The following is an 18,869-nucleotide window of genomic DNA, read 5'->3' as shown; positions in this document are numbered from 1 at the left end:
CATGAACACCCATAAAGTCATTTGGCAGGAAGGCATGCTGCTGCGCCCGCAGCACTTCCAGCACAACGATCGTTACTACGATCACCAGATGAAAACCCGCACGCAATTGCTCGGTGGCTACACCTGGGGTTTTCTCAATCTGGAAATCGACTTGCAGTTCCTCAACATGGGCAAACTGGTGATCAGTGAAGCCTCGGGGATTCTGCCGGACGGCAGCCTGTTCGAACTCGGTGGCAACACCGAGCCGCTGGCGCTGGACGTGCCGCCGAACACCGGCAACACGCCGATCTATCTGGCGCTGCCGCTGGTCACCGGCAACCACATCGAGGCCCGTCGCCCGGAGCAATCCGACGTGCTCGCGCGCTACACCGCGTATGACGCCGAAGTCGCCGACTCCAACGCCGGTGATGACTCCGCCAGCCAGGTCAGCTGCGGGCGTCCGGACTTCAAACTGCTGCTCGGCGAGCAGCAGAGCGATCAGGCCTACGTGAAGCTGAAGATCTGCGACGTGCTCGACACCACGCCCGACGGCGTCATCAGCCTCGACCCGGATTTCGTCCCGACCTACATTCAGGCGCACGCCTCCAGCTACCTGCTGTCGTGCCTGAAAGAAGTCATCAGCATGCTCAGCCACCGCGGCGACACCATTGCCGAGCGGATTCGCTCCAACGGCAAGGTCGGCGGCGCCGAAGTCGGCGACTTCATGATGCTGCAACTGATCAACCGTACCGAACTGCTGCTGCGCCATTACCTCGGTCTTGAGCAGGTGCACCCGGAAGAGTTGTACCGCACGCTGCTGACCATGCTCGGCGATCTGGCGACCTTCTCCGGCGAGAGCAAACGCCCGCGTCTGGACAGCCGCTATTCCCACGCCGATCAGGGCGCAAGCTTCCGCAAACTGATGGAAGCGATCCGTCAGGTGCTGTCGATGGTGCTCGAACAGCACGCCATCGAACTGATCCTGCAGGCGCGTCAGTACGGCATCATCGTCTCGCCGTTGCACGACCACAAACTGCTCGGCTCGGCCTCGTTCGTGCTCGCAGCCAGTGCCAACTGCGACTCCGAAGAACTGCGTCAGCGTTTGCCGCAGCACCTCAAGGTCGGCCCGGTGGAGCGCATCCGCCAACTGGTCAACCTGCACTTGCCGGGGATCAAGGTCAAACCGTTGCCGGTGGCCCCACGGCAGATCGCGTTCCACTCGAACAAAACCTATTTCATCCTCGAACTCAGTTCCGAAGACCTGGCACAACTCGAGCGCTCCGGCGGTTTCGCGTTCCACGTGTCCGGCGAATTCGCCGAGCTTGAACTGAAATTCTGGGCCATCAGGAACTGACCGAAATGATCAAGGAAACGGATTACAACCAGGACGACAAAACCGTCCTGCTCGACCGTCAGGGCCACGGACCGGCATCGAGTCCGCTGACCGACTTCGCTGCGCCGCCGCGTTTCGAGCAACTGGAAGAACGCATGATCTACGCCGCGCGCCTGCGTCCGGCGGAGGCGTTCAACATCAGCCTCAACTCGCTGGTCGCGGCCTCCTCCGACCTGCTTTCGGAAGTGGTGCGCCTCAAGCACAGCGAGACCCGCGAAGATCTGTACGCGCTCAATGAGCGGCTGACCGCCGGGCTCAAGTTGTTCGAAGTACGCGCCCTGCACAACGGCGCTGAAAGCAGCCAGGTGATGGCCGCGCGTTACGTGCTCTGCACCGTGGTTGACGAGGCTGTCGTGACCACGCCGTGGGGCAACGAAAGCGAGTGGTCGCAGATGAGCCTGCTGAGCAGCTTCCACAACGAAACCTTCGGCGGCGAGAAGTTTTTCCAGCTGCTCGATCGGCTGTCGAAAAACCCGGTCAAGCACCTGCCGATGCTCGAACTGATGTACCTGTGCCTGTCCCTAGGTTTCGAGGGCAAGTACCGCGTACAGGCACGCGGCATGCTTGAGCTTGAAGGCATCCGCGACGCCTTGTACCGGCAGATCCGTCAGTTGCGCGGCGACGTGCCGCGCGAGTTGTCGCCGCACTGGGAAGGTCTCAACGATCAGCGCCGCAACCTGGTGCGCATCGTGCCGGCGTGGATGGTGGTGCTCTTTACTCTGGTCTGCCTGGTGGTGATGTATTCAGGCTTCGCCTGGGTCCTGAGCGAACAACGCGACACCGTTCTGCATCCTTATCAGCCGCTTGATCCAGCCGCGGTGCAACCGCAGGCGCAGCCGTAAAACAGGGACGTGTGATGAAAAAGTTTTTCAAGAAAGTCGGCGCCTTCCTGCGCCAGACCTGGGTCTGGACTCTGCTGCTGGTGCTGTTCGTGGCGCTGCTGGTGTGGTTCGTCGGCCCGTTGTTGGCGGTCGATGATTACAAGTTCTGGGAAAGCGCGACCTCGCGCCTGCTGACCATCAGCGTGCTGTTCCTGATCTGGGGCCTGACCATGGTCTTCGTCAGCTGGCGCGCGGGTATCCGCAAGAAAGCCGAGGAAGAAAGCGAGGACGGTCAGGACCGCATTCGCCGCGAAGAGCTGATCGACGAAGAACAGAAAGAGTTGAAGGCGCGGTTCAAGGACGCGCTGAAAACCCTGAAGACGTCGAGCCTGTATCGCGGTCGCAGCGAGCGCTGGCGCAGTGACTTGCCGTGGTACCTGCTGATCGGTCCGCAGGCCTCGGGCAAGACCAGCCTGCTGGACTTTTCCGGTCTGGAATTCCCGATCAACAAGATTGACCGCAAGCTCACTCGCGACACCCTCGGCACCCGTCATTGCGACTGGTATTTTGCCGACCACGGTGTGCTGATCGACACCGCCGGGCGCTACACGACTCAGCCGGACGTGGAAGTTGACGGCAACGCCTGGACCACGCTGCTGGAGCTGCTGCGCAAGCGTCGTCGTGGCCGTCCGTTGAACGGCGTGCTGGTGACCATTCCGGTGGAAACCCTCACCGGCGGCAGCGAGCAGGACATCGACACCCTCGCGCGCCAGGTGCGCAGTCGTTTGCAGGATGTGCATCAGAAACTGCACGTCGACGTGCCGGTGTATCTGGTCCTGAGCAAGGCTGACAAGCTGCTCGGCTTTGACGAATTCTTCGATCAACTGACCCGCGAAGAAAGCGATCAAGTGCTCGGCACCAGTTTCCGCAAGGATCAGGTCGGCACCGACGTCGCGGTTCTGCGCAACGAGTTCGAAGAGTTGCTGCGCCGCTTGAACAGCCAAGTGATCATGCGCATGCACTCCGAGCGCGATACTCAGCGCCGTGGGCGCATCCTCGATTTCCCGCATCAGTTGGGGCAGATCGGCGAGCGCCTGTGCCTGTTCGTCGACATGGCATTCACCGGCAACCGTTATCAGCGTGCCACGCAACTGCGCGGTTTCTACCTGACCAGCGCGCCGCACCTGACCCAGGAAATGGATTCGACCACCGCCGGCATCGGCGCCAGCCTGGGCATGAACGCCGGTGTGCTGCCGACCCTGCGCAGTGGCCGTTCGCGTTTCATCCACCACTTGCTCAGCCAGGTGATTTTCCCCGAAGCCGATCTGGCCGGTCTGGACAAGCGCGAGCGCAGCCGCATTCATTGGGGCCAGCGTGCGCTGTACGTCGGCGCACTGGCGGCGCTGGCACTATTCGGCATGCTCTGGGCCGGTGGTTTTTCGGCCAACTACGAGCGTCTGGAAAACCTGCGCACGCTGGCGCAGAACTGGACCCAGCAACGCTCGGCCGTAACGCCGCGCGATGACGCCATGGGCGTGCTGAAAGTCCTCGACACCAGCTACGCCGCGACCCAGGTGTTCCCGAGCAAGGGCGACGTGTCGTACCACGAACGTGGCGGCCTGTATCAGGGCGAAGAGATCAACCCGGTGGTGAAAACCGCCTACGAGCGTGAACTTGAAGCGCAGTTGCTGCCCCGGGTGGCGAGCATGCTGGAAGGGCAGATCCGCGCCAATATGAAGGACCGCGATCGCCTGCTCAACAGCCTGCGCGCGTACCTGATGTTGAACATGAAGGATCGTCGCGACGCGGCGTGGCTCAAGGACTGGGTCGCCACTGACTGGTCGCAGCGCTACACCGGCAACACCGCTGTGCAGAACGGTCTGAATACCCACCTTGAGCGTTTGCTCAAGCAGCCGTTCATCTACCCGCTGAACGATCAGTTGGTGACGCAGGCGCGTCAGGTCCTGCGCAGTGAGTCGTTGGCCAACGTGGTTTACCGCATGCTCCGCGAGCAGGCGCGCAATCTGCCGGACTACCGCTTCAGCCAGCACCTCGGCCCGCAGGGCTCGCTGTTCATCGGCACCGAATACGTGATCCCGGGTTTCTACACCCAACAGGGTTATCAGCAGTATTTCTCGGTGCAGGGCGCGGCGCTGGTCACCGATATCCTGCGTGACAACTGGGTGCTGGGCGAAGGCGCGGGCATCAGCGACATGGACTTGCGTCGCCTGATGGTCGAGCTCGAGCAGCTGTACTTCCGCGACTACGCCAACTACTGGAGCGAAGCCGTTGGCCAGGTCGCGCTGCCACCGATCAGCGACGCCGGCGAAGGCGCCGAGCAACTGGCGGGCCTGACTTCGGCCAACTCGCCGGTACTCGCGTTGCTCACCGAAGTGCGCGAAAACACTCGCTTCGAAGCCGCTGCTGATCCGGTCGATGAAGCCGGCGAAGCTGCCGATGCGCTGGCCGGGCAGAAAGGCAAACTGGGCAAGGTCGGCAAACTCGCCGCGGCTGCCGCCGACAAGGCTTCGGCGCTGAACGTGGCGAAAAACCTCCCGGACACTGCGAAGAAATCCCTGCAACGCCGCTTCGAGCCGCTGCATCGTTTGCTCGACGACAACAACGGCCCGGGCGCTGACCTGACGCCAGCGTTCAGCGCGCTCAACGACCTGCAACTGCAATTGGCCGGTCTGGCCCGTTCCAGCACGCCGGAGCAAGCGGCGTTCGAGATGGCCAAGACGCGCATGAGCGGCCAGCGTGATGCGCTGACCAACCTGCGCAATGCCTCCGGTCGTCTGCCGCGTCCGCTGAGCGTGTGGTTCAACGTGCTGGCCGAAGACTCGTGGCGCCTGGTGCTCAACGATGCCTATCAATACCTGAACGGCCGTTATCAGAACGAGCTGTACAGCGTGTATGGCAAAACCATCAGCAAGCGCTATCCGTTCAGCGCCAGCAGCACCAGCGATGTGGCGATCAGCGACTTCCGCGAGTTCTTCCGCGCTCAAGGCACCGTCGACCGCTTCTTCGACAGCTACATGCGTCCGTTCGTCAGCGGCGATCCGGGCAACTACCGCATGCGCAGTGTCGACGGTCACAGCCTGCCGGTATCGAAGGTTTACCTTGATCAGATGGCGGCGGCGCAGACCATTCGCCAGAGCTTCTTCTCGATCAACCCGGCTGAGCCGACCGTGCAGTTCAAGCTCGAGCCGTACACCCTTGATCCGGCGGTCAGCCGTTCCGAATTCAAGTTCGGCGACAAGACCATGGAATACCGTCACGGCCCGATCCTGCCAATGACCTTCAAGTGGCCGACCGATGCTGAAGACGGTCGCACCAGCCTGGTCATGGACAAGATGGCCGGGCGTCCGATCGGTATCGAGAAGAACTCCGGCCCATGGTCGCTGTTCCGTCTGTTCGACCTGATGCAGACCGAGTACCTGAACGGGCGCGACGTGCTGGTGCTGAAAGCGGACGTGGGCGGCCTGCGCGCCAACTACCTGCTGACCAGCCAGCGCACGCCGAACCCGTTCGACATGGGCGTGCTGCGCACCTTCCGTATGCCGGTGCAGCTCTGATGCTGGTGGCCAGTCCCTGGCGCAGCGCGGCGCGTACCGACCCGGGCAAGGTGCGGGCGCGCAACGAAGATGCCTTCCTCGATTCCCCGCAGCATGGGCTGTGGGTGGTCGCGGACGGCATGGGCGGTCATCAGGGTGGCGACATCGCCAGCCAGTTGATCGTCGCCAGCCTGGCTGAATTGCCGCAACACGAAGACTTCGACGAACGCCTCAAAGCCATCCGCCAGTGCCTGCACTGGCTGAACCGGCGACTGGGGCAAGAGTTGACCGTCACTGCCGGGCGTCACGACAGCATCATGGGCAGCACCGTCGTCGCGCTGCTGGTGGAAGGCAACCGCGCGGCCTGCATCTGGGCCGGTGATAGCCGTTGCTATATGTGGCGTGGGCAGCGTTTGTATCAGCTGTCCAAGGACCATTCGCTGCAACAGCAGTTGATCGACGAGCAGCAAATGAGCGTCGAACAGGCGGCAGCGCACCCGGCGGCTCAGGCTTTGACCCGAGCCGTCGGTGCCGCTGAAACGCTGACCCTGGATGTGCTCGAACTCGAGGTCTATCCGGGCGATGTGTTTTTGCTCTGCAGCGATGGTTTGTATCAGGGCCTGAGCAGCGATGCCCTCGGCAACGCCCTCAGCCTCAGCGCGCCGCACGTGGCGCTGGAACGCTTGTTCGACGGCGCCCTGCGAGGCGCTGCGCGGGACAACCTGACTGCCGTGGTGATCCGCCAATGAGTGAACTCGAATCGCCCATCGATGACTTGCTGATCAGCGAAGAGCAGGCCAACAACCTGACCTACTTCGCTTTCGCCAAGGGCAACAAGGCCGAACCGTTGCTGGCGCCGACCAAGGCCAGCATCGGTGCGCTGCCGGATGTACTCGCCGGTCGCTACCACCTCGAGCGTCTGCTCGGGGCCGGTGGCATGGGCGCCGTTTACCGGGCGCGGGATCTGCTGCATGAACAGTTCGGCGATCCCGACCCTTACATTGCGCTGAAAATCCTCAGCGAAGAATTTGCCGAATCGCCGGACGCCAGTGTCTTGCTCTACAGCGAGTTCGCCCTGACCCGGCGCCTGCGCCACGACAACGTCGTGCGTGCGCACACCTTTGAAGTCGACACCGACTGCCAGCGGGCCTTCATCACCATGGAATACATGCGTGGCCTGACCCTGGACAAATTGCTATGCGAGCGGCCGATGGGCCTGCCGTGGAAGGAACTGCGCGACATCGTCCTGCCGCTGCTCGACACGTTGGCCTACGCACACCGTCGCGGCGTGCTGCACGGTGACCTGAAACCGAGCAACGTGATGCTCAGCGAAGACGGCCTGCGCCTGTTCGACTTCGGTCTGGGACAGGCAGAGGAGGGCACCTTGCCCGGTCTGCCGCACCTGAGCCGCGAGCGTTTCAACGCCTGGACCCCAGGCTACGCCGCCCCCGAACTGCTTGAGGGCCAACCGTTGTCGGCCAGCGCGGACGTGTACGGCGTGGCCTGCGTGATCTACGAACTGGCGAGCGGCAAACACCCGTTCCGCCGCTTGCCCTCGACCCAGGCTCGCGACGAGCACCTGGAGCGCGAACTGCACGCACCGAAAAACCTAGCGAAACACGGCTGGACAGCGCTGCAGACCGCGCTGAGCTTCAACCCGGCAGAGCGCAACATCACTGCCGCACAATTGCGTGACGCCTTGGGCGCCACTTCGTCCTGGCTGCAACGTCTGCGACTTCGGGCGTAACGGATGACATTCGAACAGGGAGCACACGATGTTCAACTCAGCTAACGAAACCCACTTCAGCCTCAAGGTCGAAGACTACGTCGGCGACCTGCAAGTGCTGTCGTTCACCGGCACCGAAGGCATCAGCCAGGCGTATCGCTTCGACCTCGAACTGGTCAGCGAAAACCCCGATCTGGATCTCGAGCAATTGCTGCACAAGCAGGCGTTTCTCGCATTCGATCCACAGGGCTCGGGGATTCACGGGCAGATCTACCGCGTCGCCCAGGGCGATGCCGGCAAGCGCCTGACCCGCTACAAAGTCTCGATCGTGCCGCAACTGCAATACCTGCATCACCGCACCAACCAGCGCATCTACCAGCAGATGTCGGCACCGAAAATCATCGCGCTGATCCTCGAAGAACACGGCATCAAGAGCAACGCCTACAGCTTCCAGCTCAGCCAGCCGTGCCCGGATCGCGACTACTGCGTGCAGTACGACGAAACCGACCTGCACTTTGTCCAGCGCCTGTGCGAAGAGGAAGGCATCCACTACCACTTCCAGCACAGCGAAAAAGCTCACCTGCTGGTGTTCGGTGACGACCAGACCGTGTTCCAGAACCTTGGGCAGCCAACCGCCTACGTGCAGGGCAGCGGCATGGTCGCGGACGAGCCGGTAATCAAAGCCTTCAAACTGCGCCTGGAAACCCGCACCACGCGCACCACTCGCCGTGACTACGACTTCGAAAAACCGCGCCTGCGAATGGAGGCTGCGTTTAAACCAGAGAGCAGACCAGACAGCGACAGCACTGAACCGGATCTCGAAGACTACGACTACCCCGGCCGCTTCATCGACCGCGCGCGTGGCAAGTTCCTCAGCCAGCGCGCCCTCGAACGCCACCGCGCCGACTACCGCCAGGCCGAAGGTCGCGGCGACCAGACCAGACTGGTCAGCGGCCACTTCATGGAAATGTCCGACCACCCGCGCAGCGAGTGGAACGACCTGTGGCTGCTCACCGAAATCGTCCACGAAGGCAAACAGCCGCAAGTCCTCGAAGAAGGCGTGACCAGCGACACCACCGACGAAAAAGACGATTTCCACCAAGGCTACCGCAACACCTTCCTCGCCACCCCGTGGGACGTGTTCTACCGCCCGGCCCTCGAACACCCGAAACCGCGCGTCCTCGGCAGCCAGACCGCCATGGTCACCGGCCCCAAAGGCGAAGAAATCCACTGCGACCAATACGGCCGCATCAAGGTGCAATTCCACTGGGACCGCGAAGGCCAGGCCGACGACAAAACCAGCTGCTGGCTGCGCGTCTCCAGCTCCTGGGCCGGCGACCGCTACGGCGCCATCTCCATCCCGCGCATCGGCATGGAAGTCCTCGTCACCTTCCTCGAAGGCGACCCCGATCAGCCGCTGGTGACCGGTTGCCTGTACCACAAAGAAAACCCGGTGCCGTACGCACTGCCGGCGAACAAGACGCGCAGTGTGTTCAAAACGCTTAGCTCTCCGGGTGGCGGTGGGTATAACGAACTGCGCATTGAAGACAAGAAAGGTGCGGAGCAGATCTACATCCACGCCCAGCGCGATTGGGATGAAAATGTTGAGCACGATCAGAAGATTCGGGTCGGCAATGAACGTCACGACACGGTGGTGAAGAACACCTACACCGAACTGAAAGCAGAAGAACACCGCACCACGATTTCCGATCGCAAGATTGAAGCGAAGCTGGATGATCATTTGACGGTTGGGCAGAACCAGCATGTGAAGCTCGGGACTGCGCAACTGACCAGTGTGGGGAAAGAGATACACCTCAAGGCTGGGGACAAGATCGTTATTGAGGCGGGGACAGAGCTGACCATTCTTGGGGGTGGGAGCTTTATCAAGCTCGATGGCGGTGGTGTGACGGTGGTTGGGCCGGTGATCAAGATCAATGCGGGGGGCTCGGCTGGGTCGGGTACCGGGATCGGGATTAAACCGCCGGTGCTGCCGGGGGCGGCAGATAAGGATAAGGCGGGGAGTTTGATGGATCAGGCGTTGGGGAATGCACCGCCTGAGAAAGTTAAACCGAAGGCTTTTTTTGTGTTTTCCGAGTGATCGACATGAATGGTGTTTTGAAGAACAGCAATGGCATCGCGATAGCGGTTTTCACCGCGTCGCTGTTGAGCCTGTTTCATGGCAGCGCTTATGCGGAGGAGTGTCCGTCCGAGGACTTTTCCCAGTTTCTGCCGGCGTTTTCTGCGAATGCCGAAACTCAGCAGCGGTGGACTGCGATGACGGTGAAGTCGCTGGTTTTGAAACCTACCGGGGAGAGCGGAAATTTTGATCCGCAAACGACGGGGGTTGAGAGCTCGACTTTGGCATTCCCACTGATGGCACCCGTAGCCACAGGAAAGACCGAAGGTGTTGAAGTCGAAGCTGTTGACGACAGCCATTTCAACGTTGTTGATAAGCGTGCAGGTAACAGCAATATCAAAATCTTCAACTTTTCTCGCCAGGCGTGTTGGGTTCTAGAGGGAGTTGAGGACTGGTCGATTAGCGAGAAAAACCTCGTTGTGGTAAGTACCCCGACCATGAATACGGCCGAGAATTTTTGTTATCAGCGGGCGCAAGCCTTCGCTGGGCTAGGTGGGCTGGAGCAGTATCGGCTGACCGGCGAGCTGTTTGTGGCTGCGCTGGAAAACTATGTGTGTGCTGCTGCTTCTGGCGACCCACAAGCAAGTTTGAGTGCTGCGGGCCTGAGTCTTTCCGGCATGGCACCACAGTTGGAAACGGAAAAAGTCGAGGCGCTTTTCAAGGCTGCAGCAACAACGCTTGCCGACGGTGCAGCCTCGCTTTCGACTTTCTATTGCTATGGGAACAACCCTGTACCTGACGGACGTTGCCAACATCCAGAACAAGCCGAAAAGGAGCTTATTCGCGCCGCCTCAATGGGTTCGGTCGATGCGATGAATTACTTGGGTTACTCGTTTGAAGAAGGGCAGCTCGTTACTAAAGACATGTCCAGAGCGCTTGCCTGCTATCGCCTCGCCGCTGACAAGGGTAACCACACCGCTGCCGGAAATTTGAAACGTTTAAACGCGCAAAACGCTGCTTCTATCAAGACCAGCTATTGCTATTAATTTGCAGGATGCACAAATGACCGAACCACTCGATTTAAGAAATCAGTACACCGGCGGTGATTACGTCTACCTGATGGGAGGCAATGGCACCCAAACCAATGCTGCGGGGAAAAAGCTGATCGATTGCTCCCATATGGTGAATCTTCTGCTCACTGGCGCGGGCTACCAGATTGAGTATGAGGAGACGAGAGCGATGAATGCCTCCTCTCGCTTTTACACCGTGGTGCCACCAACAGAGGTCAAGAAAGGGGACATTGCTCTTTGGATTGACATCCTCCCTCTAACGGGAGGCAATCGTCGCCTGTTTCATACCGGCATTGTCATGGAATTCAACGCAGCGACGGGCCAGGGAAAAATTTTTGGTGCTCAGACCACTAACGGACCTTCGGAAGCGTTCTTTGGCCGGAACCCGCCTGCATACTACTGGCCTGTTCCAACAAAGTTTCTAAGGGCTAAGGAGGAGTATCGGACAGGCGCTAATCCAGCTCCGGCTCCGGCTCCGGCACCTGCTCCTGTACCGGCAGGCCCCGCCCCATTGATGAACTTTCAATATCCTTTCCGAAAAGCTGACGGCAAACAGTTCGCTGATGCGGAGGAGGTTTACAATGCGCTTGAGGCCGAAACTGCTGGCCATTACCTGCTCGGCAGAAACAAGTTCTGGCACGGTGGTATACACATCAGCAATGCTAGTGCTCCCCAATGCATTTTGAATGAACCGATTCGCTGCATGGCCGATGGCGAGGTGGTGGCCTACCGCCTCAACGAGGATTATCTAAAGTCGACGTTTGGCACAGGAGAAACGGCGAAAAACCTGGATTATTCTAGTTCCTTCTGTTTGGTGCGACATGAATACAAATCGGCGCCAAACCCAGAAGATGGACCTAATAAAGGAAAGCAGAACGGTCTGATTTTTTATAGCCTATATATGCATCTTTTGCCTTATAAGCGCTATCCGTTAGCGGAGAATGAAAAGCCGAACCCGATAGTGACGATGACTGTAAAAGATTTCAAGGCGTATGATGATTTTCCTGCGTCGAATAACTTTCCATATCCAGGAAAATTGGCGAAGCACACCAAGCTTGAAATTCTGGAAAAAAGATCAGTTGAGGATGTTACTTATGCTAAGGGGAAAATCCTTTTCGGTAGCGTAAAACATGGGTCAACTAAAGTCCGCGACGTAGGGCAAGAAGTTTGGTTTGCATATTTAAAGAATGATGAGCCATATCAAAACTCCAGCCACAAGGCTATTTGGGTTGCAGATGCGATACCCGAGCGTGCTAGGCCAAAATACTGGCAAGGCAAGGTAAAGGCTAAAACTACCCAGCGTTTAGCTATGTACGGCGCGCCAACGAACCTTGCTAACGGACAACCTGCAGGTGCACGAATCGAAAATAATCGAGAGATTACAGTAGGTAGTGTCATTGAGTTCGATAGCAAAGATGTACTGAATTTGGTGGTTGGTAACAAGCTGCGGCGTATGGCGCCCTGCGTTCCAGTAGTTGCCAGCATCTGGAACGATAATGGAGCTGCCCCAAGTAATTTTTGGGCGATTATCGAAAGTGAGAAAGATAGTCAGTACACGCAATGGGAATCACTCACTCCTACAAATTTTGATGTTGTGACGACCAGTGTCGGAATCAAGGCTGGTGACCCTATTGGCTATTTGGGTAAAACTGAAAATCTAGTAAATGAAGAGGGCCTTACCGATAGTAAATTTCAAGTTCATATCGAGATATTTACAACTCAGGCTGAGGTGAAAGATTTTCTAGATAATGTAGCTGCATTAAAAGTCGGGCGTCAGTATTTGCATCTGCCGAAAGGTGCTCAACTTAAGAAAAAAATGCCTGCTACTGGAACAAGTGAACCTTTAAAAGAAGAACACGCTATTGACCTAGGTAAGGTGCCGGTTGTCAAGGAAGGCAATGAGGATTGGTATGAGATATCCGTAAATGATGAAGATCAGCCGGTCTCTGGATTGGTAAAAAAATCTGATGCAAAAGTTATCACTCCACACGATTGGACGAAAATGGGTTTTCAGCTTGTAGAGGAAAGCAACTCAGCCTCCGACGGTTTCCTCGATCCTGATGATATGCCCCAGTTTTTTAAAGACCTCTTGAAGAAAATAGACAAAAACCATGACGGAAAGGTTGAACCATCTGAACTCGCTGACGCATTGAAAAGTACGGAGACAAGGCAGCACTGGTCAAAATTAGTGGCACACCATCCTACGGAGTGGAAGGATGATACAAAAACAGAGAAATGGAAGAGATTAGACACTCTTCTAGATGGTTCTGAAAAATTACTAAAACATGAAAAAGAAAGAATAGATTCATACGTTTTTTGGGATAAGTTGGCTGATAAGACCCCGGCAGGAACGGGGTTGAGTTATCATTTTCACCCTATAGGTTTCGTTTCAAACTTCCTCGCGATGGAGGATGATAATGACCTGAAGTGGCTAAAGGTTGAGAGGGGGCAACTTACTTTTGATGTAGAAGGGAATGACCTAGAAGACCCGGCAAATCCATTGCATATGTATTTCAGCCGAAAAGTGCATTGGCCTGGGGGTGTGTCTGGGATAACTATTGGTAGAGGTTATGACCTAGGCCAAAGGCCTACTCCGGAGACTGATCTTGCTGCTGTGGGAATCAAGGAGCCGTTGTTGAGTTGGCTGTTAGGTTCAAAAGGTTTAAGCGGCGTCGCTGCGAGAAATTATTTGAATAGTGCAAGCCCAGAAATTCGAAAAAGCTTTATAACTAGGAAGCAGCAATATCAGTTGTTTGTTCCGGTTTATGAATTCATGAAAAGTGAAGTTATAAGGATCTCGGATAAGGCTGATGTGGTTCATCTTTATGGTCATTTGAATTGGGATTCGACGAATCCAAAAATTCAAGATATGGCAATCGATTTAATCTACCGAGGTGACTATACTGGAGATGCTAGAGCACTCATTCAGAGGCATATGACAAATAATGATCTGTCTGCATTTTCTGCGGTGATTGGTGATCGTTCCAAGTGGGGTAATGTGCCCGATGATCGGTTTAATAAGCGCGTTGATTATTTGAGGTAATATTTATATGAATTTGTTCAAGTTGGCTCCCGTATTTTGTGTATTTTTTCTAGGTGGTGCCGCAGCAGCAGTTCCCGATATTGGGCCAGTCTCTGAAGTCGGAGTGGGACGTATTGGTGATAATGTTGCGAGGTATATAAAAACATTTAATGATTCATGTCTCGAGGTTCAGGTGATCAGCCCAGATAAAAACTGGGAAGTATTATCTTTCGCAAATTTCTGTAAGTTTGAAGGTAAAAAATTTGGCTCGGACTTCGCCGATGCTGGTTTCGAAGATATTACTGTGCAGGAAGATGGCATTCATATGATACTTAGCGTTACGCCTCTTCAGCCTACCGGAGAGCAGCGTAGGCACTGTGTTGTGCCAGTGGTCGGTGCGCTTATAAAAGAACTTAGTTGTTCTGAGGTTGTTAAATGATTCTTTAACGCTATTTATAACTCTGCGTGATCGAGGTGGTGGATCGCGGAAATGGCGGAAATGGGGACAGACCACGGAGACCACGATTTTCCGAAAAACGTGGTCTGTCCCCTTTTTTTCCCTTCGAATTATCCCCATCGAGCCCGGTTAAGTTCGAACTCCGTACCTATACGACGAAGCCAGCAAATTGTCCGGTGGTTTCGTGAAGTACGCCAAATCCAGCGAACCCATTTCCATTGTGTTGACGGATTCCCAGAACGAAATCCTCGATCCGGACGCGCCTTGGCAGCACACCAGAACTTGGTCCGAAATCGTCAACGGCAAGGTCACGGGTAGCTATGAGTTGATCACTCAAGGCTCGCAGATCGTCTCGATGTCTTACACAAAGCAGTCCAGCGGCAAGGTGTACAGCTCCGGAATCAATACCAGCATCGACTCCTCCCTGGAGTCCGGATGCAAGTGGGAGTAGAGCGAATACATGCAATTCAAAACGCTAGCCGTATCACTGCTCGGCCTGATGTGGACGATCCCTGCGTTAGCCCAAACCACCACGTTCAGTCCAACCAAAGGCGTCGACGCGACGCGGGTTCTCGAAGGCTCCAAACTGAACATCGCGGTTAAAAGCGAAACGCACAGCGAGTTGCGAACCATCGATTTTGAAGCCGAAAACGAACTCCACATGCAGTTCGACGATTTCAATTTCGACGGCGACCAGGATTTCGCGATCTGGCAGCTGGATGACGGCATGGGCACGTACGACTACTACCGGGTATTCGTTTACCAAGCCAAAACCGGCACCTTCGAAGAGTTACAGCCGGACTGCGGCGACGACTTCGTTAACCTGCGCGTCGACAAAAAACGCAAAGCGTTGCTCAGCACTTACTGGGAAATGAACATTCCCGAGCAATGCATCACCCGATTCACCAAACGCAAAGCCTGAATGACTCAAGGATGAACACAGTGAACCGTTTTGTTTTAACCTTGCTAGCCGCGCTGCTGCTGCCAGTTTCAGCGGCCTATGCGCAGGACGACTGCAGCAATGTCACCTCAAGCCTGGAAATGGTGCCCTGCTCGGAGGCGGCGAAGAAGGCTGCCGATGCGCAGTTGAATGTCAGCTACAAGCAGTTGATGTCGCGGCTTGAGTCTGACTATCGAGCAGATCCGGCGTTGGGCGCGGAGTACGTGGCGAAGGTCAAGGAGTCGCAGCGTGCGTGGCTGAAATTGCGCGATGCGAACTGCCCGTTGGAGGCGTTCGAGATCGAGACGGGAATGCCGGCGCATGTGGTCGCCGTTAACTCGTGCATCGCCAGAATGAGTCGCGAGCGCTCAGCGTATCTGGACAAGATTGTCCCTGCGCTTGCATCCGACAAGAGCGCTTCGACGGCACCGATCAATGACGCTTGCCCCTCGGAGGAGTTTGCACCTTTCCTGAAAGCGTTTTCCGCCGACAGCGAATCACAACGCCGTCTAACTGCGATGACAGTTAAGTCGCTGGTATTGAAACCGGTAGCAGGAAAAGAGCGAAGTACTTTTGAGCCTTCGACCTCGGGTGTCAGTGGAACAACTTTCACCTATCCGCTGATGGCTGCAATCACACCCGGCAAAACACCTGGAGTTGAAATCCAAGAGGTCGACGACAGTCACGTCAACGTCGTGGATAAGCGAGCGGGCAACAGCAATGTGAAAATCTTCAACTTCTCTCGTCAGGCGTGCTGGGTGCTAGAGGGTATAGAGGACTGGTCGATCAGTGAGAAGGATTTGGTCGCAACACGTAACCCCGGAATGAGCCGCGCTGAAAATCTCTGTGAACAACGTGCTGAAGCTTTAGGAGGGCTGGGATTTCTTGAGCAATATCCGCTGACAGCGGAATTGATTGAGGCGTCTCTGGAAAATTATGTATGTGCCGCAGAGTCGGGTGATGCACAGGCGAGCCTGTCGGCGGCGAGCCTGAGTCTTTCGCAAATGGCATCTCAGTTGGAAACCCCTAAGGTTGAGGCTTTGTTCAAAGCGGCTTCGAAAATACCAAAGGGTGCGATGGCTTATGCGACGTTTCTTTGTTCAGGAAACTCCACTGACTATAACGGCCCTTGCCTTCATCCCAAGCAGGCAGAAGAGCAGGTTATCCGGGCGATTACCATGGGCTCCACGGACGCGATGAATTACCTGGCCTCTACCTTTGAGGGTGGGGAGTTAGGAACGAAGGATATATCGCGGGCGTTAGCCTGTTATCAAATGGCGGCTGACAAAGGTGACCAGTTGGGCGTCTTCAACGTGGGGCGATTGGGATCGTCAGCCACGGCGCCGATCAAAGTCAGCCACTGCATTTGAATTTCGAGGGGCTGTTTGAGGCGGTTTTGCACAAGTTTTGTCTGAATCCCCTACGCTAAAACGTTTAACGCTTGAGCATCTGACGACCCCGATTTTCCTTTAAACTCCCCACCCCCAAGGAACGCGCTTAGGACACGGAATGCCAGCCCCTTCTTCCTCGCTTCGCCCAGCGTTGGTGCTTTGGCTATATGCCGCTGCGATCACGCATATCCTCGCCGGTCTCACCCTGACCTGGGCCGGTGACTCCGGCTTGCTCGATGGCTACCTGCAAGTCCTCGAACTGTCGTTTTGGGGTGCCGATGCGGTTCCCACCGCCGGCCACGAACAACAAGTCTGGTGGCTCGCGCTGTTCGGCGCGACGCTGCAGAGTTATTCGCTGTACATGCTCGCATTGGTGCATCTGGGCAATCGCCTCAAAGTGCCGGCAGTCTGGGGATGGTTGATCGCCGGCATCCTGTTATGGGCGCCGCAGGACATGTGGCTCTCGGCGCAACAACAGGTCTGGTCGCACGTGTGGCTTGATGGTTTTGCGCTGTTGGTGTTGTTGCCGCCGCTGTTTTGGCTGTACAGACATGACCGTCTAGGGAGGGAGTAACGGCGTGAAAGTATTTTCGTTTCTTCTCGTTTGCTTGATCTCTGCTGCTTCATCCGCATTATCTGCTGGAGAAACGTGCAACCCAGACAGCTTTTCCAATCCGGACTTGATCATTTGCGGTCAGCAGAATTTCGAGAAAGTCGATGGTGTCTTAAACGAGCAATACAAAAAAGCGCTGTCGACGCTGGCTCCTGCGGAGCAAAGCCATCTGAGATATGTGCAAAAGAACTGGGTGCGCTTCAAAGAGTCGTTTTGCGAACAGCTTTATCAAGCCGCGTTGCCGGGCGCTGAGGCGCCAATCGAGAGGCTTGGGTGTCTGGTGCAAACGACCAACGCCCGTTTGGGTGAATTGATTGCTCTACAGACGGGCTTACCGCTGGACGGTTTTTACAAAGCGGCATCCGCGATGGCAGGGAAGGATCGTGAGAGAGATTTAGCGGCCACGATTGAGCGGCTGGGAGGGGATCAGTTCGATGATCCGCTTTGGAAGAAGTACGCAGATGGGCATTGTGAGATGGCTGGCCGTCTGTTGCGTGAAGACGTCGGCAACTGCGCGGTGAGGATGCGCTTTCAATTACCCATGAACCGCTAAGGAAATGATCGGTTTGAAATCTTCCTCTGCGTTTATTTCTGCGCTTCTTCTAATACCGCTGACTGCCATAGGTGAGGTTACCACCGAGGTTTCCTGCTTCCGTTCGTTGGAAGGCAAGAACATCAATTTCGAGTTTCGATCGTATTACGACACCGTCTCACGGTGGAGCGGAGCAGGGGTTAAGTACACGAAGTCCCGAAAGGTCATTCCCCTTGTCTATCGAAGTGCTGAAGAGGAAGTCATGGCAGAGGGGCGGCCTTCTCAGTTCACGACAACTTGGGTGGAAGTGTCCGAAGACTCGCTGACAGGCGAATACGAAATGGTCAGCCAGGGTGCTCGAATTTACGGGATGACTTACACGAACTACAAATCCGGAAAGAAGTATTCATTTGATCAAGACATCACCATGGATGCATCTCCAGAGACAGGCTGTCGGTGGTGAGCCAGGGATCATCGAGAAAGGGGACTCAACGTCCCCTTTTTTCATCCGCTAATCTCGCTAAGGCTTCGCCGCCACGCTTCGCACTTCAATGTGATCAAGCGTCCCTTCCACCATCAATCTCACTCCGTCCGCCATTCTGCTCAATGCCAGTGCAACCGAGCGGCGTGAGCCGTCTATGTCGTCCGCAAGATCCGCAGCGATGATGCTGATGGACAGCAGATCTTCCGAGGCATTGGCCAGGAGGGCTTCGGCATCGATGTCCGGGTTCAGGCTGAACAGGCCTTCACGGCGTGGGGCCTGAGGGAGGTCGGATTTGCAGAAGTGGTGATCGAGGGCGCGTTCGGCGGCTTCGTGTAGTTTTCTCGAATCGAAGGATTCGTAGGGGGAGGTGTCCTCGGTGCTGGTAGTTGAATTGGTCATCGGTGTAAATCCCTTGGAGTAAGAAGAAATTGCTCCCGAATTCGGACTTGCACATCCGGTCACCGAATACCCCGATGACGCAGGAAGCCTATCGGTGATCTTCAAGCTCGCCTAGTTCATGGACCGCCCCGCACTTCGCAGGAAATTTCCCATACATCCGCGGGCCGGAAGATCAAAAGATCGCAGGCTTCGCCGGCTCCTACACGGATGTGTTTCTTCAGGTGTAGGAAAGGTGAATGGTGAGACGCGGAGCGTCTAGGGATGCATTCCCACGCGGAGCATGGGAACGATCAGAGGGTGGGCATTGAATCGTGACTTGGCAGTCATCATGCGGGAAATGGTCTGCATCCTCTTCCAACAGCGTCAGATACTGGCGTTATCGTTCGAATCCCTTACACTGCCCCGGCCGTT

General features: G+C 56.5%; 16 protein-coding genes. 15 read left to right on the top strand and 1 reads right to left on the bottom strand.

Annotated features, from left to right (window positions below; all coding sequences use genetic code 11):
* Nucleotide 1 precedes the first annotated feature (1 nt).
* From tssK to LIS66_RS26405, 15 genes are all read left to right on the top strand, one after another.
* Nucleotides 2-1,333, top strand: a complete 1,332-nt coding sequence (gene tssK / locus LIS66_RS26475) for a type VI secretion system baseplate subunit TssK (protein ID WP_016772510.1) — start codon at nt 2-4, stop codon at nt 1,331-1,333.
* Between the two features lie 5 nt (nt 1,334-1,338).
* On the top strand, nt 1,339-2,214 hold the full coding sequence (gene icmH / locus LIS66_RS26470) for a type IVB secretion system protein IcmH/DotU (RefSeq protein WP_016772511.1): 876 nt from the start codon (nt 1,339-1,341) through the stop codon (nt 2,212-2,214).
* A 14-nt stretch (nt 2,215-2,228) separates the two neighbouring features.
* The gene (tssM, locus tag LIS66_RS26465; protein WP_227973312.1) at nt 2,229-5,768 is read left to right on the top strand and encodes a type VI secretion system membrane subunit TssM; all 3,540 of its coding nucleotides are present in this window, start codon (nt 2,229-2,231) and stop codon (nt 5,766-5,768) included.
* The gene (locus LIS66_RS26460) at nt 5,768-6,496 is read left to right on the top strand and encodes a PP2C family protein-serine/threonine phosphatase (RefSeq protein WP_042608097.1); all 729 of its coding nucleotides are present in this window, start codon (nt 5,768-5,770) and stop codon (nt 6,494-6,496) included. Before tssM ends, LIS66_RS26460 begins: the two co-directional genes overlap by 1 nt.
* Nucleotides 6,493-7,494, top strand: a complete 1,002-nt coding sequence (locus LIS66_RS26455) for a serine/threonine-protein kinase (RefSeq protein ID WP_227973311.1) — start codon at nt 6,493-6,495, stop codon at nt 7,492-7,494. Before LIS66_RS26460 ends, LIS66_RS26455 begins: the two co-directional genes overlap by 4 nt.
* Nucleotides 7,495-7,522: 28 nt before the next feature.
* Nucleotides 7,523-9,571, top strand: a complete 2,049-nt coding sequence (locus LIS66_RS26450; protein WP_227973310.1) for a type VI secretion system tip protein VgrG — start codon at nt 7,523-7,525, stop codon at nt 9,569-9,571.
* A 5-nt stretch (nt 9,572-9,576) separates the two neighbouring features.
* On the top strand, nt 9,577-10,596 hold the full coding sequence (locus LIS66_RS26445; RefSeq protein WP_065616376.1) for a tetratricopeptide repeat protein: 1,020 nt from the start codon (nt 9,577-9,579) through the stop codon (nt 10,594-10,596).
* 16 nt (nt 10,597-10,612) lie between these two features.
* Nucleotides 10,613-13,663, top strand: coding sequence for a calcium-binding protein (locus LIS66_RS26440; protein ID WP_227973309.1), 3,051 nt, complete (start codon nt 10,613-10,615; stop codon nt 13,661-13,663).
* A gap of 7 nt (nt 13,664-13,670) precedes the next feature.
* A complete protein-coding gene (locus tag LIS66_RS26435) occupies nt 13,671-14,081 on the top strand; it encodes a hypothetical protein (RefSeq protein ID WP_141681048.1) in 411 nt (136 codons plus the stop codon).
* Between the two features lie 202 nt (nt 14,082-14,283).
* Nucleotides 14,284-14,550: a hypothetical protein gene (locus LIS66_RS26430; protein ID WP_223259124.1), complete on the top strand. Its 267-nt coding sequence runs from the start codon at nt 14,284-14,286 to the stop codon at nt 14,548-14,550.
* A gap of 9 nt (nt 14,551-14,559) precedes the next feature.
* Nucleotides 14,560-15,021 (top strand): XAC2610-related protein, encoded by a 462-nt coding sequence (locus tag LIS66_RS26425; RefSeq protein WP_227973308.1) that lies wholly within the window; start codon nt 14,560-14,562, stop codon nt 15,019-15,021.
* A gap of 20 nt (nt 15,022-15,041) precedes the next feature.
* On the top strand, nt 15,042-16,409 hold the full coding sequence (locus tag LIS66_RS26420; RefSeq protein ID WP_227973307.1) for a lysozyme inhibitor LprI family protein: 1,368 nt from the start codon (nt 15,042-15,044) through the stop codon (nt 16,407-16,409).
* A 139-nt stretch (nt 16,410-16,548) separates the two neighbouring features.
* On the top strand, nt 16,549-17,004 hold the full coding sequence (locus tag LIS66_RS26415) for a cell division protein (RefSeq protein WP_065616371.1): 456 nt from the start codon (nt 16,549-16,551) through the stop codon (nt 17,002-17,004).
* Between the two features lie 4 nt (nt 17,005-17,008).
* Nucleotides 17,009-17,596, top strand: a complete 588-nt coding sequence (locus LIS66_RS26410; protein WP_227973306.1) for a lysozyme inhibitor LprI family protein — start codon at nt 17,009-17,011, stop codon at nt 17,594-17,596.
* A gap of 4 nt (nt 17,597-17,600) precedes the next feature.
* Nucleotides 17,601-18,038, top strand: coding sequence for a hypothetical protein (locus LIS66_RS26405; protein WP_064365121.1), 438 nt, complete (start codon nt 17,601-17,603; stop codon nt 18,036-18,038).
* A 57-nt stretch (nt 18,039-18,095) separates the two neighbouring features.
* Here LIS66_RS26405 and LIS66_RS26400 read toward each other — a convergent pair whose 3' ends face one another.
* A complete protein-coding gene (locus tag LIS66_RS26400; RefSeq protein ID WP_227973305.1) occupies nt 18,096-18,458 on the bottom strand; it encodes a DUF6124 family protein in 363 nt (120 codons plus the stop codon).
* Nucleotides 18,459-18,869: the final 411 nt, after the last annotated feature.

Source organism: Pseudomonas sp. HN2 (genome assembly GCF_020736465.1).
Lineage (GTDB): Bacteria > Pseudomonadota > Gammaproteobacteria > Pseudomonadales > Pseudomonadaceae > Aquipseudomonas > Aquipseudomonas moraviensis_A.
Note: the sequence above shows the minus strand (reverse complement) of the source record. Positions and strands in the feature narration are given on the sequence as shown.